This window comes from Lewinella sp. IMCC34191 (assembly GCF_003390935.1).
Classification (GTDB): domain Bacteria; phylum Bacteroidota; class Bacteroidia; order Chitinophagales; family Saprospiraceae; genus Neolewinella.
The window spans coordinates 63,093-82,311 of the sequence record NZ_QNQZ01000005.1; the positions used below are offsets into that span (position 1 = coordinate 63,093).

The 19,219-nt window shown below is 58.9% G+C and carries 15 protein-coding genes; 2 read left to right on the plus strand and 13 right to left on the minus strand.

The window, feature by feature from the left end; genetic code table 11:
• Positions 1–189: 189 nt before the first annotated feature.
• Positions 190–1,053 carry a carboxylating nicotinate-nucleotide diphosphorylase gene (gene nadC / locus DRW39_RS11125; protein WP_116107119.1) on the minus strand — a complete coding sequence of 288 codons (864 nt, stop codon included), beginning with the start codon at positions 1,051–1,053 and terminating at the stop codon, positions 190–192.
• A 100-nt stretch (positions 1,054–1,153) separates the two neighbouring features.
• On the opposite strand from nadC, the gene DRW39_RS11130 reads away from it, so the two are divergent.
• Positions 1,154–1,756 (plus strand): hypothetical protein, encoded by a 603-nt coding sequence (locus tag DRW39_RS11130; RefSeq protein WP_116107120.1) that lies wholly within the window; start codon positions 1,154–1,156, stop codon positions 1,754–1,756.
• Positions 1,757–1,763: 7 nt separating this feature from the next.
• On the opposite strand, the gene DRW39_RS11135 is transcribed toward DRW39_RS11130, so the two are convergent.
• The 12 genes from DRW39_RS11135 to DRW39_RS11190 all read right to left on the minus strand — a co-directional run bounded on the left by DRW39_RS11135 (position 1,764) and on the right by DRW39_RS11190 (position 16,430).
• Complete coding sequence (locus DRW39_RS11135) at positions 1,764–2,471, minus strand: SCO family protein (protein ID WP_116107121.1); 708 nt, start codon at positions 2,469–2,471, stop codon at positions 1,764–1,766.
• An 80-nt stretch (positions 2,472–2,551) separates the two neighbouring features.
• Entirely contained in the window at positions 2,552–3,445 is an 894-nt protein-coding gene (locus DRW39_RS11140) for a glycosyltransferase family 8 protein (protein WP_116107122.1), read from the minus strand.
• Between the two features lie 103 nt (positions 3,446–3,548).
• On the minus strand, positions 3,549–6,134 hold the full coding sequence (locus DRW39_RS11145; RefSeq protein WP_116107123.1) for a protein-disulfide reductase DsbD family protein: 2,586 nt from the start codon (positions 6,132–6,134) through the stop codon (positions 3,549–3,551).
• Between the two features lie 199 nt (positions 6,135–6,333).
• The gene (locus tag DRW39_RS11150) at positions 6,334–7,038 is read right to left on the minus strand and encodes an SAM-dependent methyltransferase (protein WP_116107124.1); all 705 of its coding nucleotides are present in this window, start codon (positions 7,036–7,038) and stop codon (positions 6,334–6,336) included.
• A gap of 4 nt (positions 7,039–7,042) precedes the next feature.
• Positions 7,043–8,185, minus strand: a complete 1,143-nt coding sequence (gene mqnC, locus DRW39_RS11155; RefSeq protein ID WP_116107125.1) for a cyclic dehypoxanthinyl futalosine synthase — start codon at positions 8,183–8,185, stop codon at positions 7,043–7,045.
• A 1,129-nt stretch (positions 8,186–9,314) separates the two neighbouring features.
• Positions 9,315–10,046, minus strand: a complete 732-nt coding sequence (locus DRW39_RS11160; protein WP_116107126.1) for a rhomboid family intramembrane serine protease — start codon at positions 10,044–10,046, stop codon at positions 9,315–9,317.
• Positions 10,047–10,051: 5 nt separating this feature from the next.
• Complete coding sequence (gene rbfA, locus DRW39_RS11165; protein ID WP_116107127.1) at positions 10,052–10,444, minus strand: 30S ribosome-binding factor RbfA; 393 nt, start codon at positions 10,442–10,444, stop codon at positions 10,052–10,054.
• Between the two features lie 61 nt (positions 10,445–10,505).
• On the minus strand, positions 10,506–11,906 hold the full coding sequence (locus DRW39_RS11170) for a c-type cytochrome (RefSeq protein WP_116107128.1): 1,401 nt from the start codon (positions 11,904–11,906) through the stop codon (positions 10,506–10,508).
• Positions 11,907–12,040: 134 nt separating this feature from the next.
• The gene (locus tag DRW39_RS11175) at positions 12,041–12,571 is read right to left on the minus strand and encodes a hypothetical protein (protein WP_116107129.1); all 531 of its coding nucleotides are present in this window, start codon (positions 12,569–12,571) and stop codon (positions 12,041–12,043) included.
• A gap of 19 nt (positions 12,572–12,590) precedes the next feature.
• Entirely contained in the window at positions 12,591–13,139 is a 549-nt protein-coding gene (locus DRW39_RS11180; protein WP_116107130.1) for an energy transducer TonB, read from the minus strand.
• A 142-nt stretch (positions 13,140–13,281) separates the two neighbouring features.
• Positions 13,282–15,084, minus strand: coding sequence for a tetratricopeptide repeat protein (locus tag DRW39_RS11185; protein ID WP_116107131.1), 1,803 nt, complete (start codon positions 15,082–15,084; stop codon positions 13,282–13,284).
• 26 nt (positions 15,085–15,110) lie between these two features.
• Positions 15,111–16,430: an aminopeptidase P family protein gene (locus DRW39_RS11190; protein ID WP_116107132.1), complete on the minus strand. Its 1,320-nt coding sequence runs from the start codon at positions 16,428–16,430 to the stop codon at positions 15,111–15,113.
• A 317-nt stretch (positions 16,431–16,747) separates the two neighbouring features.
• Between DRW39_RS11190 and DRW39_RS11195 the strand changes: the two genes are divergently transcribed.
• Positions 16,748–19,216 carry a ligase-associated DNA damage response DEXH box helicase gene (locus DRW39_RS11195; protein WP_232830130.1) on the plus strand — a complete coding sequence of 823 codons (2,469 nt, stop codon included), beginning with the start codon at positions 16,748–16,750 and terminating at the stop codon, positions 19,214–19,216.
• Positions 19,217–19,219: the final 3 nt, after the last annotated feature.

Consider the following 19,219-nt stretch of genomic DNA (forward strand, 5'->3'; position numbering starts at 1 on the left):
GGCAGCTTTCCATCACCCTCCATTCTTCACCGGGGGCCGACGGGAAAGCATTTTTTGCAACACTTTGTCCTTTCCGGTAGCCGGCTGACTCGGGTGGGTACCACTTAGAGAAAACCAGGCGCCTACCATCCAAAGGCAGCAGGAAAGGCCGGGCCGGCATCGCTTCTTCGGGAGGGGTGTTGGCCCTTTTTATTTGACTACCTTCAAGCTAAGGTCCAGGCCGGTGGCCGAATGCGTAAGGGCTCCTACAGAAATGAAGTTTACCCCCGTCTCGGCGACCTCCCGTATGCTATCAAGCGTAATGCCTCCGCTGGCTTCGGTCTCGAAACGGTCGCCGATGTGGGCCACCGCCTCCCGCATCAGAGGAATTTCGAAGTTATCGAGCATGATGCGGTCGACCTGCCCCACCCGCAGAACTTCCATGAGTTCCACGAGGTTGCGTACCTCCACCGTAATCGGTAACCGCATATCGTTTTCCTTAAAAAAGGACTGTACTCCCTCGATGGCTTTCGTGAGCGATCCGGCGGCGTCGACGTGATTGTCCTTGATCATGATGCGGTCGTACAGCCCGTCCCGGTAGTTGTGACCACCGCCCAGGCGTACGGCCCATTTTTCCAGGAAGCGAAGGTTCGGGGTGGTTTTCCGGGTATCCAGCACCTTTACGGGCAGATCTTCTACTTCGAAGGCGTAGCGATTGGTCAGGGTGGCAATGCCGCTCATCCGCTGCATCGTATTCAGCACGAGCCGTTCCCCCTGTAGCAGTGCGCGCGAGTTACAGGTAACGAAAAATGCCTCGTCCCCGACCTCCATGAAATCCCCGTCCTTCATGCGCTGGTCGAACTCCGCGGTCGGATCGAGGTATTCGAAGATCATGCGCGCCATCTCGACGCCCGCCAGGATGCCGACGTCCTTTACCAGGAGGCGGGCCGTATCGCGCTTATTCGGGGGGATGGTGGCTTCGCTCGTAAAATCACCCGCACCCACATCTTCGGCGAGGGCCTCGGTGATAAACTGAAGGATACGTTGGCGAAGGCTTTCATCTAATCCCGACATAACTTTACATTAGTGCCCGGCCACCGCGGCCGGTGATGATTTTCGGTGTGATTTCCGGCCGCAAAGGTAAGCCTTCCAGCGTCCACATAAACTATGTCACGTGGTCGAAGCCTATTTTAAGGACATCAGCGAAGGAATAGGTTGCCCCGACCGGGCATGGGGTAACGTCGAAAAGGCCTACGCGGGCCGGGCCTATCACAACCTAAGCCACCTGAAAGAAATGCTCGGTCATCTGGCCGATCACCCCGCTCCGAAAGATCCGGTGGTTTTTGGAATAGCGCTGGTGTTTCACGACATCGTGCACAAACCTACCCGTTCCGACAATGAACACCGCAGTGCCCTTTCGGCAACCCGCTTACTCGAAGAAGGCGGAAAGCTACCGGCCGAGCGCATCCAGCGATGCGCGGAACTGATCATGGCCACTAAACAGCACCTTCCATCCGAACACGATGACGGCGACGAAGCCTTGTTGATTGACCTGGACTTAGCGGTCTTGGCCCGGTCCCCGTCCGAATACGATCAATATACCGCAGCCCTGCGCAAGGAGTTCTGGATGGTGCCGGGATTCGTCTTTCGCAACGGCCGACGCAAAGTACTGACCGCCTTCCTCGATCGGCCGAATATCTACCACACGCAAGTGGGGAAGAAAGACTACGAAACACCGGCTCGGGAAAATCTGTGGCGGGAACTCCGGGAACTGTAGTTGTAAATTAACGGGCAGGTTGCTGGTCCAGCAGCTTTTCGATGTCTTCCATCAGGTGGGTCACTTCTTCCTCGTCCAATCCACTGGCGTAAGCGCGTACAAAACCTTCCCGGTCGACCAGGACGATGTATCCGCTGTGATTGAATCCTCCCTCGGCGGAAGGATCCTCCATCGCGATGCTGAGGTAGTCCTCGTCCAGGTCGTATATCTCGAACTTATCGCCGTAAATGAAGCGCCAGCGGTCCAGGTCTTCAATACCAAGCTTGCCCGCGTAATCCGTCATTTTCTCCGGGGTGTCCCGCTTCGGGTCGATGGAAAAGGAGACCAGGCGAAAATCCGGATTATCCTTGAATCGGTCTTCCAACCGAAGCATCTGGCTCTTCACCTTCGGGCAGATTGTCGGACAGGAAGTAAAGAAGAAATCGGCGACGTAGACCTTGCCCCGCAGGTTTTCACTCCCGAAGGGACGGTTAGACTGATCGACGAATTTCCAGTCGCGCACGGGCTCCGGGGTCACTACACCGGTCTCCGTATCGAAGGGGTGATTCCCCGGATATCCGAGGCTATCGAGTAATAAGTAACCTGTTTCTTCGTCTACCGGATGATGCTGCAGGTAGGCCGGTGCGTGCTCCGGCTCAATCCCTTCATCGTGATCGTGGCAGGCGACAAAAAACAGGGGCAGGGCTGCTACGGAGGCTATCTTCCAAAACTTCATAGCGGAAGAACACCACGGCCGGAGGGAGGTTGATGCGAGCCCGGAGACCTTACTTTTATCTGACCCGAGCTGCGGAATTCCTAGCTGACGTACCGTTTCTTGAAGGCTCGTCCGATGCTTCGCCGGATATTCCACGCGCGGTCCAGGCGACCGACGCTCATCTGCTGGTATTCCCTTTCCCAAAAGGACGGGCTATACTGCTTCCATAAGCCGTATCCCGCGTGAATGAGGTTTCCGAGAAAGTCCCACGGCTTCGGTGATCCGATGAAGTGGAACACGGCCCGGTCGTAGTCCGGCTTTTTGTAGTGAGCGAGAAAGGCCACGTTGTAATTCTTCGGCAGGTGCCGAAAGTTGCCCCCACATACGCGATTGAGGATTGTCTGGTCCACGGTGGGGATGGTTTCGGGACGATCTTTAACGATGTCCCGCCAGACTTTGGTGATGTCCTTTTCCTTCCAGGCATCAATGTCCATCAGGAGCACGCCGGAGTTGAAGTAGGACATCTCCCGGTCGAAACCGCGATCGAGAAAGTAGGGCAGGTCATTCGTGTACGCGACGCTCCCGCCCAGCACGGCCGCGATTACGTGTCCTTCCATATCGAGATCCTGAAGGGGAAGCACGTCGATATCGATCACCAGGTCGCTATCCAGGTAGAGGACTCTGGACGCGTCGATATAGTCGGGTATCAGGAGGCGGCCGTAGGGAGTAAGATCGCCGAGCAGGCGGGGCAGTCCCTTGAATTCCTCATCGGCGTCGTACTCGATAAAGCGGTATTCGCCTGTAAAATTAAGCTTGCTAAAAAGCGTCCGGATATTCCCCATGTGGTGCTCCGGCATATTGGAACACATGATATTGATGATCAGCCGTTCCGGCTGGCTACAATTCTGAATCAGCGACGTCACCGTAGCCCCCAGACCGGGCAGACCGCCAACATTGACGCTAAAGACTACGTGAAAGCGGGTATCCTCGGTCATACTTATACATTTACGGTAGGCTCAAAAGAACCGGTTCGTTCTCAAAGGTAAGCTTCCCACTTAGCATAGTACGTTCCGGATACGATCTGATTCTCTTCGCTGCCTACTTTAAGCCCTGAAAAGCCTCGAGTCCGCAGCGCAGGAAGGCTTCGTACTTTTCCTCATCCGGTGTGTAGGCGACCGGTGGATTCAGGGTCTGCCCGTCCGGAGAAACCAGCACGTAATAGGGCTGGGTAGCGTGTTGAAAAACGCTTTGCTGGAAATAGTGCCACTTTTCCCCTACCTGGTCGATGAGGAAGTTTCGGCCCGATCCGTCCAGTCGGGTAACCTCGCGTTGCTGCTCGGCCGGGAGCTCCTTCCGGTCGTCCACGTATAAGCTGATGAGGACGTAATCTTCGGTGAGCAGGTTGTTGATGCGATCCTGGCTCCATACGTTCTCTTCCATCTTGCGGCAGTTCACGCAGGTGTAGCCCGTGAAGTCCAGCATGACGGGCTTATTCACTTCCTTAGCGTAGGCCAGCCCGGCATCCAGGTCTTTGAAACAGGTGATCCCCTGGGGGCAGTCGCACGGATTGAGGTAACTGTAGCAGACGGGGGGTGCGATGCCGCTCAGTAAATTTAGCGATTCGTAGCTACCGCTGTCCTCATTCTTGGTGAATCCGAAGGCGAGATACACAGCAAACAGGACACTCGCGGCCGCCACGATACCGGCCACCGGCCCGATCTTGCGCTTGCTGCTATCGTGCGGGAAACTGATCAGGCGGAGCAAGTAGGCGGCGATGCCCAGCGCGCACAGGATCCAGATAATCAGGAAGGGCTCGATACGCAGCAGGTTCCAGTCCCCCACCAGGTCGGCGTTGCTGAGAAATTTGAAGGCCAGGGCCAACTCGACAAAGCCGAGGACGACCTTCACGCTGTTAAGCCACCCACCGGATTTGGGCATATTGTTCAGTACGCCCGGGAAGGCGGCAAACAGGGCGAACGGCAGGCCCAGGGCTACCCCGAAACCGGCCATCCCGGCGGTAAGCGGCCAGGCACCGTCGCTAACGGCCTCCACCAACAGGCTACCGAGGATCGGACCGGTACAGCTAAAGGAGACCAGCGCCAGCGTGAGCGCCATGAAGAAGATCCCCACCGTTCCCCCGACGCCCTCCGCCTGGCTGGCCCGGTTACTCCAGCTCTGCGGCAGGGTCAGCTCGTAGAATCCGAAGAAGCTACCCGCAAAGACCACGAACACGACAAAGAAGATCATATTCAGCCAGATGTTACTGGCGATGTTGTTCAGAATTCCCGGGTCGATGCCGGCGATGAGGTGGAAGGGCACGCTCAACAGTACGTAGATCAAAAAGATGAAGAAGCCGTACAGCGCCGCTCGCTTGATGCCTTCGGCGCGGCTGCCCCCACTCTTGGTGAAAAAGCTCACCGTGAGGGGGATCATGGGAAAAATACAGGGCATGATCAGCGCGAAAAAGCCACCCAGCAGACCGAGCCCGAAGATGGACCACAGACTCTGTCCGCGCGTAGCGGCCTCCCCTACGTTGCAGGCGGCGATGGGCTCGGCGTTGATGGCGTAATCGTCACCACTGCCGGATGTCGTAGTAGCCACCGCGGCATCGGTATTACCGTCTTCCCTGATGCCGTCGATGACGGTCTCTCCCGTAGCGGGATCGAAACTGAAGGGGATGTCCCGCGGGGGCAGGCACATCTCGTCGTTGCAGGTTTGGAAGGTTAGGTACCCTTCAATGGGCTGGCTGTCCGGTGCGCGGACGACCTGGCTATAAGTCACGGTGCCCCCGTCGATCTTGGCGACCTCGGCCTCCCAGGTCGTGTCGTATTTTTTCTTCAGGTGATCAGCCGTTTCCGTGACGGTTCCGAGCGCTTCCACGCCGTCCGTTCCGGTGATGGCCCACTCCGTTGGGATTGGACCGATCGTCGGGTCGACGTCCTTGCTGTACACCGTCCAGGATTCGGCCATGGTACCGGTCAGGGACAAGCGGTAGCGGTCGCCGCCCATTTCCTCCACGAGCAGTGCCCAGCTGACGGGCTCGTCTTCGCTGGGCGGGGGAAGGCTTACCCGGTGACTCGCGATGATCTCCTCTGCCGGCATATTGGCCTCCTGATCAGTCTGGGGGGTGGCGGTCGCAGGGGTAGTCGCTTCGGATACTATTTCCGGTTCCGGGGCCGGGGAAGGCGTTTTTTCCTGCGCTCCGTCGCCCGTCTCTACCTTCGTTGCCGGGGCGGTTAGGGAAAAGTTGAACGGCTCCGTGGTAGGCGGCAGGCACTGGGTATCGTCGCAGCACATATACTCCACCTCACCGGTGATAGGCCGGGCGTAATCGAGGATGCGGACGGTTTGGGTAAAAACGGTGGGTTCGTCGCTCAGGAATTTGATCACATTGACGCCGAAGAGGTCATCTACTCCTTCCTTCCGGTGGCCTTCTTCTTCGGTTTGCCCGACTTTCTCGTAGTGGTCCCCCTCCTCCCAGTAGAAGGTCGTGGGTACCGGTCCGCCGTCGTCGGTATACTGGCTGTAGATCGACCAGCCCGGATCCGCCTTTGCTATGGCGACGAGTTCAAAGCGGTCTCTCTCCAGGTGGCGCGCTTCGAAGGTCCACGAAATTGGGCTGGCAAACTGCGCCAGCAGGGTAGTGGAAAAGAGGCTGAAGAAAAGAATGAGCCGTGGGGCCATGAGAAAGCGATTTACCGATAGCTGTAAAGATCGAAAAACATAACGCGGCCGGGGGCCGGGTGGTTATGTCGCGCCGGGAAAGCGGTATTCGCTTTTGCTGGGTTGTTGATCTCGGCCCGGAGGGCACTCGACCTTGGAGCGTGGTGCAAGTCCATACTCCCAGCAATTACCGTCATTCCCCCGGCAGAGAAGCCCGGACCTAAGCCAGCAATAGAAACATGGCCGGTCGCTTCTGAATTTCCGCCCCCCGCTCCAGCGCCCACTCTCCCGCCGGAGCGGTGTATATCCATTCCGTTTCCGTGGTCAGGTCGACGGCGGCGCAGAACAGCGTCGTGGGCGACAGTGCCTCCCGGGCGACCTCGATGGTCGCTTGATTCCGGTAAGGCGCTTCAATCCACAGTTGGGTCTGCTTATAGCGGCGGCTTTCGCCTTCCAGGCGCTTTAGGTCCTTGGCCAGCTGGGGGCGCTTGGGGCTCAGGTAGCCGTGAAAAGTAAAGGACTGTCCGTTCAGGCCCGAAGCCATGACACTTAACAGGATCGCACTGGGACCGACGAGCGGTACCACTTTGATACCCCGCTGGTGGGCTAAGCGAACCAGCCTGGCTCCCGGGTCGGCAACCCCCGGTGCACCGGCATCGGAAAGCAATCCAACGTCTTCTCCATCCTGCGCGGGAGCCAGAAAATCGGGCAATTCCTCGGGCCGCGTTCGCTTATTGAGTTCGTAGTAAGTGCATTCCTGCAGCCGGTGATCGAGTTCGACTTCCTTCAAGAAGGCGCGGGCCACTTTGCCCGTTTCCACCACGAAATGCCTGAGCCGCCGGGTGATCGCTAGCGTAGCGGGCGGAATCGTGTCGATCGCTCCCGGTCCGAGAGTGGAAGGAATGAGGTAAAGGGTACCGGCCATGCCGCTAATCTACGATCAGCTCCGCCGTATCAAGTTGCTGCTGGCGGATGTCGGTGGGCAAGTCGCGGTATGCATACTGCTGCGTCCGAAGCTGCGGACGGAAGCCGGCCTCCCGGATCGCCTCCTGGATGCCCTCGGCCGTAAAGCGCCAGCGGGCTCCGGCGGCACTGACCACGTTCTCCTCGATCATGATGGATCCGAAGTCGTTAGCTCCGGCGTGGAGGCAAAGCTGCGCCACCTGCTTGCCGACCGTCAGCCAGCTCGCCTGGATATTCACCACGTTGGGCAGCATGATGCGGCTGAGGGCGATCATGCGGATGTATTCGTCGCCGGTCACGGTGTTGCGGGCGCGCTTGATCTTCTTTAGTATGGTGTCTTCGTCCTGGAAAGGCCACGGAATGAATGCCAGGAAACCCTTCGCGTGCTCCGGTTTTTCACTTTGCACCTGCCGCATCCGGACGAGGTGGTCCATCCGCTCCCAGTTCGTCTCGATGTGGCCGAACATCATGGTGGCGGAGGTCGTGATATCGAGCTGGTGGGCGGCGCGCATGACGTCCAGCCATTCCTCGCCGCCGCACTTCCCCTTGGAGATCAGGCGTCGCACCCGATCGCTGAGGATTTCGGCACCTGCGCCGGGCAGGCTGTCCAGACCGGCTTCCTTAAGGGCCTTCAGTACATCGTAGTGGCTCATGCCCTCCAACTTCGCTACGTGCGCGATCTCGGGCGGGCCGAGCGCATGCAATTTCAGCCTGGGGTACAGCTGCTTGAGCTCACTGAACAGGCCACAGTAGTATTGCAGGCCGAGATCCGGGTGGTGCCCCCCCTGCAGCAGGAGTTGCTCTCCCCCGAAGGCGAAGGTCTCCTCGATCTTCTGCTTGTACTCCTCGATACTGGTGATGTAGCTCTCTTCGTGCCCCGGCCGCCGGTAGAAGTTGCAGAACTTACAGTTGGCGATACAGACGTTGGTGGTGTTGCTGTTCCGGTCGATGATCCAGGTCACGTCCTGCGCCGGCACCGACTCGAACCGCAGCTGGTTGGCTACGTGCATCAGCTCGGCGGTCGCGGCGTTCTCGAGCAGCCATACGCCTTCTTCGGCGGTCAGCCACTCGCGGTTCAGTCCTTTCTCCAGCAGTTCGGCGGTGTTCATATGTTGAAAACGGATGGGGGGTTGGGTAGTTGCCTGGGTGGTTTCATTTTTTAGTGAAAGTTGGGTGGGTTTCTGGGTGGTGGGTGCTGGTTTCTGGGTGCTGGGTGCTGGGTGCTGGGTGCTGGGTGTCGACCAACGTATTTTTAAGTTTTGCGGCGGAGCGCAGGTAGAAACCTGATCAAGGCTGGGTTGGGGTTCACCACGGAGAACGCAGAAGGGTTAGCTGCACTGCTGCCTTAAACAGTTGCAGAGGAATTACTGGGCAGCAAAGGGCAGGAATTTCGCTGAATGACCTTTGTGATGCATAACAATCATCGAAGGGGTACGAGGTTTCGCCCATAGGACGCGTGGCGGCCTCAACCAATCCGAGTAATCCTTGTCCCGGGAAGATAACGAGTAGCGGCGCGTCAATCCGTGTCCATCCGTGCCCGAGCGAAGCGATCCGTGTGATCCGTGTTTAGCTGAAAGCCGAGCCGCAGGCGAGCGGAGCCGTCGAGCAGCTACCCTGATGTATCGGACGAGAGGTCCTCAACCCGAATGGTTCACGAGCCGCAGGCGAGCCGATTCATACTGGGAGTATGTCCTGAGCATTAGACAATTCTAGCACCGCCGAGCAGTGAAGATATCATTTGTATGCCCTCGAAAAACTAAGAAGCATCGGCGCAGCCCCTCCGCGGAAATCCGTGCCCGAGCGAAGCGATCCGTGTGATCTGTGTTGAATAAAAAACGAGCCGCAGGCGAGCGGAGCCGTCGAGCAGGTATCCTGATGTATCGGACGAGAGGTCCTCAACCCGAATGGTTCACGTGCCGCAGGCGAGCCGATTCATACTGGAAGTACGCCCTGAGCATTAGACAATTCTAGCACCGCGGAGCAGTGAAGATATCATTTGTATGCCCTCGAAAAACTAAGAAGCATCGGCGCAGCCCATCCGCGGAAATCCGTGCCCGAGCGAAGCGATCCGTGTGATCTGTGTTTAAACTAAAGCCGAGCCGCAGGCAAGCTAAGCCGTCGAGCAGCTACCCTTGCCTATCGGACCGGATGTCCTCAACCCGAATGGTTCACGAGCCGCAGGCGAGCGAAACCTTGCGGCAGCCAAATCGTAATTCGTATATCGTAAATCCTACCTCCTCACCGTTCCAGCCGCTCCCGCTCGCTAAGCTCCCTCAACCGGGTCCAAAAGGCTTCATTCTCCCTTTCCTTCTTCGTTTTGGCAAAGGCATCCGGATCGAGGAAGGGCTCCTTTTGGCGCTTTTCTTTCTTACGGGCGGCCTGCTTGCGGCGGGAAGCGATCTCGTGATCTTCCAACTCACCCCGGTAGGCGTAGGCACCGAGGATACCCATGACCAGTCCCAGCAGGTGGCTTTCCCAGCTGATCCCCTCCTGGCCGGGCAGGATACCGACGATCATGCCGCCGTAGTAGAACAGCACCAGCAACGACACGGCGATGGCCCGGAAATCGCGGCGGAAGAAGCCACTGAAGGCCAGAAAGGCCGCCAGGGCGTACACCACCCCACTGGCCCCGATGTGCGTCACGCTTCGCCCGAGCACCCATACGAGTACGCCGGTCCCTAACCAAAGAGAGGCAAGCACCCGTGGCCAGAGACGGGGATAGAAAAATACCAGTAGTCCGGTCAGGGACAGAAACGGCACGCTATTGCTCAGCAAGTGCCCCCACCCGCCGTGGAAGAGAGGGGAGAGTACGACACCCGGCACCCCGGCCAGTTGCCGCGGGTGCATACCGTAATACGCGGCAAGCAATCCGCCGAAGAGGTAATAATCGATGATAAACACGACCCAAATGACAGCCAGCAGGCCAAGCGGCCACTTGATGACGTTCGATAGGTTGCGCTTACTCAGCATGGCGGTTATTCGTCTTTGGCCCCCGACCCGCCCTCAGGCATCTGGTCTTCGGCGTATAGGCGGTCGAAGATGTTGTCGACCTTGTTCATTTCGTCGAGCGTCTCGTCGATGAAGTACGAGAGCTCGGGGAGGCGACGGAGTTGCCGCTTCAGCCGATGGGCCAGGGCCGATTTCAGCCGCGCGTGGTCTTCCTCCATCTGCAAGATCACGGCCTGCTTGTTTTCGGTGTTCCAGATACTGAGGTAGACCTTGCCGACGCTCAGATCGGGGCTTACCTGTACTTCCATAACCGTCACCAGGGGCTGCGTACCGTAGATATACACCCCTTCCTGCTGGAGGACGATGCTGAAGTTCCGCTTGATGAGTTCGGCAACCTGCCGTTGTCGTTTCGATTCCATGGGAGACGGTTTTTTATTTGGTGTATTTGCAACGTGTCGCTTCTAAGGTAAGTTGCGCCCGCTAAAGCGTCTTCAAGTACTCCACCACGGCCCAACGCTGGTCTTTAGATAGCTTGTCGCCGAAGTAGTGGCCATCGTTATCGTAGCCGGGAACGGAGGTATCGAAGGTCCATTTCTTGCCGGAAGGATTAGGGTCGTACAGCCAGCCGAGCTTCTCGTGGTCGTAGCTGGTGGATTGGCCGTCGCGGGTCCATGTATCCGGGCGAGCTTTACTATTCAGTAATTCGTAGACCGTAGGTACCGATCCGTTGTGTAGGTAGGGAGCCGAAGCCCAAATGCCATCGAGTGGCGGAGCCACGTAGCCGAGACTGGGCTCGAAAGACGACTGGGGCTCACTGGTCGCGAACCAGCTGCTGTTGTACCAGTCGACGATTTTCGATTGCTGGATGTAGTCGGCGTAGAGGCGGTCGGTCTTCACGACGTCGACATGGACTACCTTATTCGGGTAGGTTTCTTCCTCGCCGTACGTACCGTGACAGCCGGCGCACTTATCGGTGAAGATGGCTTCCCCTTCGCGTGCCAGCGGCTGGTCGATCTCCCCGGGATAGGCGGGCGGTTCCAGCTGGCTCAGGAAGGCGTACACATCGCGGAAGGCGATCTCCGACTTCCGGGTCTGGCTGCTGTCCGGCACGCCGAGTACACTGGCCTGTAAGAGCAATTTGGTCATGCTGCCGCGACCGGTGCCCGTGTAGTACAGCGAATTCTTCTTGCCCACGTGCCACAGCGGCGGCGTATCCGTACCGATGTTGTATTCCCACATCTCGTACAGGGGTTCCTCGGAATAGGTCAGGTCCTCGGGGTTGCGGTGCATCATACAGGCTTCGGCCAAGCGGAAGGCGGGGTTGGCGCCGGGCTGATTTAGTTTGACCGTGGGGGCCATCTTCTTGAAGTAGTTACCGAAGTCTTCGAAGGCGACCGTTTCCGGATCGTCCTTTTTATACTTCAGTGCCATGCCGATACGCATCGCCGCTCCCATAGGGACCATGCTATTCTCCCACTCGGCAAAGCTGTTGCCCAGTCCCAGCACGAGCTGCCCGTCCACCTCGCCGGCGTGGCAGGTGAAGCAATTTCCGTTGGCCGTCGGGGCACCGTTCGGGGCGATGAAGGCAGTCATATAGTACGGAAGCCCCTCGTTAAGCTCGTTGCGCGGATAGAGGCTGTCGAGATCCATCTTCGCCGACTGCTGTCGCATGATCTCCAACGGCACCCCGCTGCCGATGTAGTCTCCGTGGATGAGGTAATCCAGCCCGGCCACCGGGTCACCGTCCTCGGGCTGCGGGCTGGGAGGGATCACCTTGGTCTTCCAGCGCTCGTCCTGAGCTACCTCCGTTTCGGGGAGGGCTTCGTAGGAGTTACAGGCTACCAGGAAGGCAAGTACAAGAAAGACGGATAGTTTACGCACGGCTAGGGATCGGGGTGTATCTAGCCTAGTAAACGGCAGGTAGCACAGATCGTTGCGAAGGGTTTCGGCCGGGGAGTCGGGAAGATTGCAGAAGGCTTTGGGAAGAGTCTTTACCTGCGCTCCGCCGCAAAAAATCAGTCTCCACAGCCGGCGCCGTGGAAGGGAATCCCGATGCCCAGGCGGAATGAAGAGGCCTCCCCTTTTCTCGTTCCCGGCGTCCAGCGTACGTCGCGTTCCACGAGCATATTGACGACGCGCAGGGCCTCGCGTTGATTTCGCTGGTCGACAGCCCGGTGAACCTTCACCTCTTCCATTCTGCCGCTTACACCTCCGATCGTTATTTCCAGCACCACCATCTCCTTTCTCGACCCTGCGGGATCGCGCTTATTGCTGTTTATAAAATCGTAGAACCGTTCCGCGCCACAGCTAAACCGCTCTTCGTAGTCCGCGCGATCTTCACAGCCCGGATAAATGGGTAGCGTAAGCTGGTCGGGGGGTGGCAGCTTGCCACGTTGCGGGGTGGAGCAGGCCCCGTTCAAGTGATAGACTGGAGGCTGATCGACTTCCACCCCGGCGGTGAAGTGGTCCGTATAACAGACCAGCAACCAGGCGGTCATGAGCAGGCCGTAGACCACGTAATCCGATGAAAAGCCGAGAAAGCGCATAGTTAGAGGATTATCAGAATCATTTGTCCAGCTTGAACCGGATCGGCAGGTTAAATTCCGAGGCCACCGGTTTGTCATTCTCACGGGCGGGTTCCCAGATGGGGTTGCGGCGCAGCATCCGTTCCACCACTTTCAGGCTGGCATCGCTCAGGGCGGGGTGCGGACTCCTCACGATAACCGGCAAACCGGTCTGCCCCCGTGCATCGATCGGAAACCTAACGACGACCGTGCCTCCCGCTCCTTCGTCCAGGCCCTCCTTCGGATAGCGGATGTTATCGTAGATGAACTTCAGCATGCTTTGATCGGCGCATTGCCTCCGCTTTACAAATTCCGGTACGTTGCTACAGGCGGGGTACAGCGGCGGAACGATACGGGTCCCGGAATCGGTTACGGTCACCAGCGGCAATTCCACCGCAGACGACCAATATTCAGTCGTCTCGGACGGCGGCAGCAAGCGTTGCCGGGCCACCTCCGGAGCAGTAGAAAAGCCCCACGCCAGCAGGGTCAGCACCACGGAAAGGATGAAACCAAGTGAAAAGTAGCGGGAGTTGAGTCCGAATTGCTGCACGGGTAAGATGTTTTACTAAAGATAAGGTATTCAACTTGGATCATGATGCCCTATCAAAAGCGCACATCTGTTCGAGCCACACACTCGCGGGTCCTACGGACACCCCGAGGTGCTGCGGGGCATCAAGACTCCCGCATCCCCCCTACCCCACCGAGTCCCCCCGCAGCGCCCGGTACTTCTTCCGCGCCTCCACGGCCAGGATGCTGTTGCTGTAGTCGATAAAGAGCGTCTCGTAGAGTTCCTGGGCCTTTTCCTTATCCCCCAGTTCGTTTTCGTAGAGCCCGGCGAGGGCGTACAGGGCATTATCCAGGCGAATACTCTTCGGGTAATTGTCTACGACCTGCTGGTACTGGGCGGCGGCATCCTCGAAGCGGCGCAGCTTCTGGTACAGCCGGCCGCGGAGATACACCACGTCGTCCTCCAGGTCGTGACCGGGAAATTCTTTGAGTAAGCCGTCCAGCGTAGCGAAAGCGTCGTCGTACTTGTTCTGGAACATCAGTAGCTCGGCGTCCGCATAAGTTTGCAGGGCCGTGGCGGAAGTATCCAGCCCCAGGTTGTCCATAATGAAGACCGATAGGTCCAGGGCGTCGTTGGCGATCAGGCGGGAAGTGGAGGCCTTGAGCACGTCGAACTGCGACTGCGCCCACTCGAAATCCCCCCGGAAGTAGCTCAGTCGGGCGTTGCGGAAGCGGGCCTCGTGGCCGAGCAGATCTTCCTTGAATTGCTTGTCTACCTGGCTGTACAGCAGGGTCGATTCCCACACCTCCCCCTGCATCAGGTAGTAATCGGCCAGCGCCAGTTTCGCCTGGGCGCGAACGCTTTCGTTTACGCCGTTGAGCTCGACGATCCGTTGCAGGATCACGGTGGCCTTCGGCAGATCGTTTAAGTACAAGGCCTCCAGTTCCGCCAGTTGGATGGCGATGCGCGCCGAGGCGGGGTTGTTTCCGAATTGCGCGAGAAATTCCTCGTAGGCCGTTTCCAGGATGCGCAGGTCGGCTTCGGTGTAGGCATACCCGTCCGTAATGGCCCGGCGACGCGTGAGCAGGCCTTCCCGCTTGGCCTCCAGGTAGAAGGGCGAGCCTTCCGGCTTGTTTTCGATGATGTAGTCGTAGGCGGCGATGGCCGTCTCGTAGTCCTTATCGTTGGCGGCCAAATTGCCCAGGTCGAGCACCCGTTGCCCGTTCTCTTCGAGCCGACGGTCCAGGGCCCGTACCTGCCGTAGCGCGCCCTTATAGTCTTTGCGTTGGATAGCGACCCAGGCCAGCATCTCCGGGTAGAGGGGATTGTCGCGCTTATCCTCCTGAATGCGGGCGTACAGTTGCTTCTGCGCTTCCATCAGGCCTTCCTCGTCGAGGTAGCGCTGAAAGTACGTCTGCACGTTGCGTCCGCGGCGCGGGTCCTCGTTCATCGCGTCCAGGTAGTTGCTGATCATGGGTTCGATATCGCCCTTGCGCCGGTACAGGTCGCCCAGGTTGAAACTGAACGCGCCGTCTTCCTTCAGCAGCTTTGCCCCCCGCTCGTAGGTGCGGATGGCGTAATCGTACTTCGTCAGTACTAGAAAGGCGTTCGCGAGCTGGGTAATCTGAAATTTGTCCCCCCGCAGGTTCTCGATCGCCTCCTCGAACTGCTTTTTCGCCTTGCCATCCTCTACCTGCTGCTCCAGCAGCTGACCATACTTGACGTGTAGCGTCAGATCTTCCGGGGTCCGCTTCAGTTGTTTCTTGATGGCCTGTTCGGCGTCGTCGTAGCGGCGCAGGTTCATCAGGCTGCTAACGTAGCGGTCGAAGTAGAACGGATTGTAGCTCTCCTCCGCCATCGTCTGGTACAGCTGCGCGGCCTTCTCGTACTCGCCGTCCATGAAGTATTGCTGGGCCAGTTGATTATTCTGGGCGGACAGCGCGAAGGAGCAGCCCACGAGAAAGAAGAGAAGGAACCGGTACAGCATAGCTTCTGGGGTTAGACGGACGAAAGCTAAACGGAACCCAGTACCCGACAGTTGTCTTCCGTAATTACAACATTGTCTTCCAGGCGAATACCTCCGAAATTACGGTAATCTTCCAGGGCGTCGTAGTTGATGAAATCCTTGTGTAGCCCGTCGGCTTTCCACTGGTCGATCAGTCTCGGGATAAAGTAGATGCCCGGCTCCACGGTAATGGTGAAACCCGCCTGTAGCCGCCGCCCCAGGCGCAGATTGCGGGTGCCGAACTGGTCGCTGCGCTGCACCGTATTATCGTAGCCAACATAATCCTCGCCCAGATCCTCCATGTCGTGGACGTCCAGGCCGATCATATGCCCCAGCCCGTGCGGGTAAAAAAGCGCGTGCGCGCCGGCCGCTACCGCCTCCCCGATGTCGCCCTTCATCAGGCCCAGGTCCTTGAGCCCTTCGGTGATGATGCGGGCCGAGAGGTCATGAATGTCCCGGTACGGGACGCCGGGCCGGAGAGCCCGTATACACTGAACTTTTGCCATTTCGACCGTCTCGTAGATCGGCCTTTGCTTGTCGGAGAGGTTCCCCCCGATTGGGAAGGTTCGCGTGATGTCTCCGGCGTAACCGGTCTCGGTTTCCGCCCCCGCGTCTACGAGCAGGAGATCCCCGCGCTTCAGCTCGTTGCCGTGGTAGTGATTGTGTAGGATGTGGCCGTTGCGGGTTACGATGGCCGGATAGGCCAGCCGTCCGCCAGCGCTAATGGCGATGCCCTCAATCAGGCCTGCAACGGAAGCTTCGGTCATGCCAGTCTTCGCGGTATCGCGGGCCGCGGCGTGCATCCGCATGCTCGTGAAGACGGCCTTATCCATCTCCGCGATCTCCTTCTCCGTCTTTATCGACCGTTGCGCCACCACCCCTCGTATGAGCGGCACGCTGGGCTGATCGCAGTGCCCTACCCAGTCCCGCAGTCGTTCGCGGCGGGATTCCCGGTACGGAGGCAGATAGTGTACCTCATTCGCTTTGGCCAGATCGCTACGTAGCTTCTCCAGGCTTCCGCCGTAGGTCATGCTGCAGTCCTTCGCCAGGTCCGCGACTTGCGGTTGCTCGCCCATCCACACGATGTCGTCGAGGGTAAAGTCATCGCCGTAGAGGGTTCCCTCCCCCGTTGCGGCATCCACGGTGAGCACCAGGTTCGGGCAGTTATAGCCGCAGAAGTAGCGGAAATTGGAATCCTGCCGGAAGGGATAGGTGTTCCCGTGGTAATTCATATGGGCCTCCCCGTTGGCCGGCAACAGGATCAGGCCGGAAGAAACGGCCTCGGCTAACCGTCTGCGACGGGCGGTATAGGTTCTGGCTGAAAACATAATAGGTGCTTTGGCGGCGGAGCGCAGGTGTAAGGTAAGTTGGGAACCGGCAATAGAAGTCGATATCCGGGTCCCTAATGATTGACTCGCTAAATACGAGCGTTACAACGCCAAATTGGCGAATGGGTTAGCAAATGGAAGCGCGAACGGGCAAAATGCTTAGACTTACCGCGCCCCATCATGTCACTTCCACCTATCCCGCTTGTTCATAATCGTCGGATAACCGACCGCCGACATACCCGCGTAACCCGGTCCGGATTAACCTCTTCGCCCGTTGGGACGACAGAACCCCCCAAGGCGGCAGCCGTTGAAAGGACGTGTCCGCCACTCCCCAACAAAATCTGCTGCGCCGCGGCAACGACTGGTTCACCCATCAGGGTTGGTCCGTATTTCCTTTCCAGCGCCAAGCCTGGCAAGCTTACCTGGACGGCAAGAGCGGCCTGGTCAACGCCCCGACGGGCAGTGGCAAGACCTACTCCCTCATCATTCCCATCCTCCTGGAGTTCCTGGCGGAGCATCCCGACGACCCTGGAAAGGCTAATAACGGTCTGCGGGCCGTCTGGCTCACCCCCATCCGTGCCCTGACCCGGGAAATTCAGATGGCCGCCGAGAGCGCGATCGAAGATTTGGGCATGAAGTGGCGCGTGGGTATCCGCTCCGGCGACACCAGTAGCTCGGACCGGACCAAACAGCGCAGTAAGCCGCCGGAAATTCTCATCACTACCCCCGAGAGCCTTCACCTGCTCATGGCCAGCAAGGGCTACGAGAAGTTCTTCGGCGACCTTCGGGTCCTGGTTTCCGACGAGTGGCACGAACTCATCGGCACCAAGCGTGGCGTGCTGGTCGAACTCGCTCTGAGCCGCCTGCGGGCCATCCGGGGTCCGGCCTTCCGCACCTGGGGCATCTCCGCCACCATCGGTAATATGGAAGAAGCCCTGGACGTGCTCGTTCCCGCCCATACCGCCGAACACCGTACCATCGTCCGCGCCGGCCACGCGAAGGAAACGCAGATGATCACCGTTCTGCCCGACGAGATCGAAACCTTTCCCTGGGCGGGGCACCTCGGCATCAAGCTGCTCGAAAAGGTCATCCCGATCATCTATTCTTCGGGCTCCACGCTGATCTTCACCAACACCCGCAGCCAGTGCGAGATCTGGTACCAGCGCCTGCTCGATGCGGACCCCGAGCTATCGGGGGCCATCGCCATGCACCATGGCAGCATTAGCCGGGAGCTGCGCGACTGGGTCGAGGATGCCCTCCATGAGGGAACACTGAAGGCCGTCGTCTGCACCTCCAGTCTCGACCTGGGGGTCGACTTCCGTCCCGTCGAAACCATCGTGCAGATCGGCAGCCCGAAGGGCGTAGCCCGCTTCCTGCAACGCGCCGGCCGCAGCGGTCACCAGCCGGGGGCCACGTCGACTATTCATTTCGTGCCCACCCACAGCATGGAATTGCTGGAGGCATCGGCCCTGCGTCGCTGCATGGAAGGCGGGGTGATCGAGAGCCGCATTCCCTACATCCGCAGTTTCGACGTGCTGGTCCAGTACCTGGTCACCCTGGCGGTGAGCGGGGGTTTTCGACGCGATGAGGTGCTGCGAGAGGTCCGCGGCACCTTCTGCTACGCCTCCATCTCCGACGAGGAGTTCGCCTGGTGCCTGGACTTCATCACCACCGGCGGCAACAGCCTCGGGGCCTACGACGAGTATCATAAAGTGATTCGCGACGAGGACGGCGTCTACAAAGTCGAAAGCCGGAAGGTCGCCACCATGCACCGCATGAGTATTGGCGCGATCGTGAGCGAAACCACGCTGACCATCAAGTACATGAGCGGTGGGTACATCGGCAGTATCGAGGAATATTTCATCTCCAGCCTCAAGCCCGGCGATACCTTCTGGTTTGCCGGCCGCAGCCTGAAGTTCGTCAAGGTGAAGGGCAACGACGCGCTGGTGAAGCGGAGTAACGCGAAGAAGGGGAAAGTACCCAGCTGGCGCGGGGGAAGGATGCAGCTATCGAGCCAGTTGAGCGAGTTCCTCCGGCTAGCCATGGGCGAGCTGAAGCGGGAAGACTACCACGACCCCGAGCTCCTTAAACTCGCCCCCCTGCGCGACATCCAGGTGAAGCGCAGCGCCGTGCCCGCCCCCGATGAACTACTCATCGAGTACTTCCACGACCGCGAGGGCTGGCACCTGGTCGTCTATCCCTGCGAGGGCCGGGGCATCCACGAAGGCCTGGCCTCCCTGATCGCCTACCGCATCAGTCAGTTCGCCCCCCTCACCTTCACCATCGCCATGAACGACTACGGCTTCGAGCTCCTCAGCGATCAGCCAATCCCCATCGAGGAGGCCCTGGGCAGCGACCTCTTCAACGTCACCGAACTGAATGCCGACCTGAATGCCGGCATCAATGCTACGGAGATGGCCCGCCGCCGTTTCCGCGACATCGCCGCCATCGCGGGTCTCATCTTCAAGGGATACCCCGGCAAACACAAAAAGGAGAAGCACCTCCAGAGCGGTTCCCAGCTCTTCTTCGACGTCTTCAGCGACTACGAGCCCAGCAACCTCCTCCTCCAGCAGGCCTACGACGAGATCATGACCTTCCAACTGCAGGAGGCCCGCCTGCGCTCCGCCCTAGATCGCATCAACGCCCAGAAGATCCTCTTTCTCCAGCCCGAGAAAGCTACCCCCTTCGGCTTCGCGCTCATCGTGGACCGGCTCCGGGAGCGCATCTCTTCCGAGAAGCTGGAGGACCGGATCAAGCGGATGCGGCTGGCTTTGGTGTGGGATTAGGTT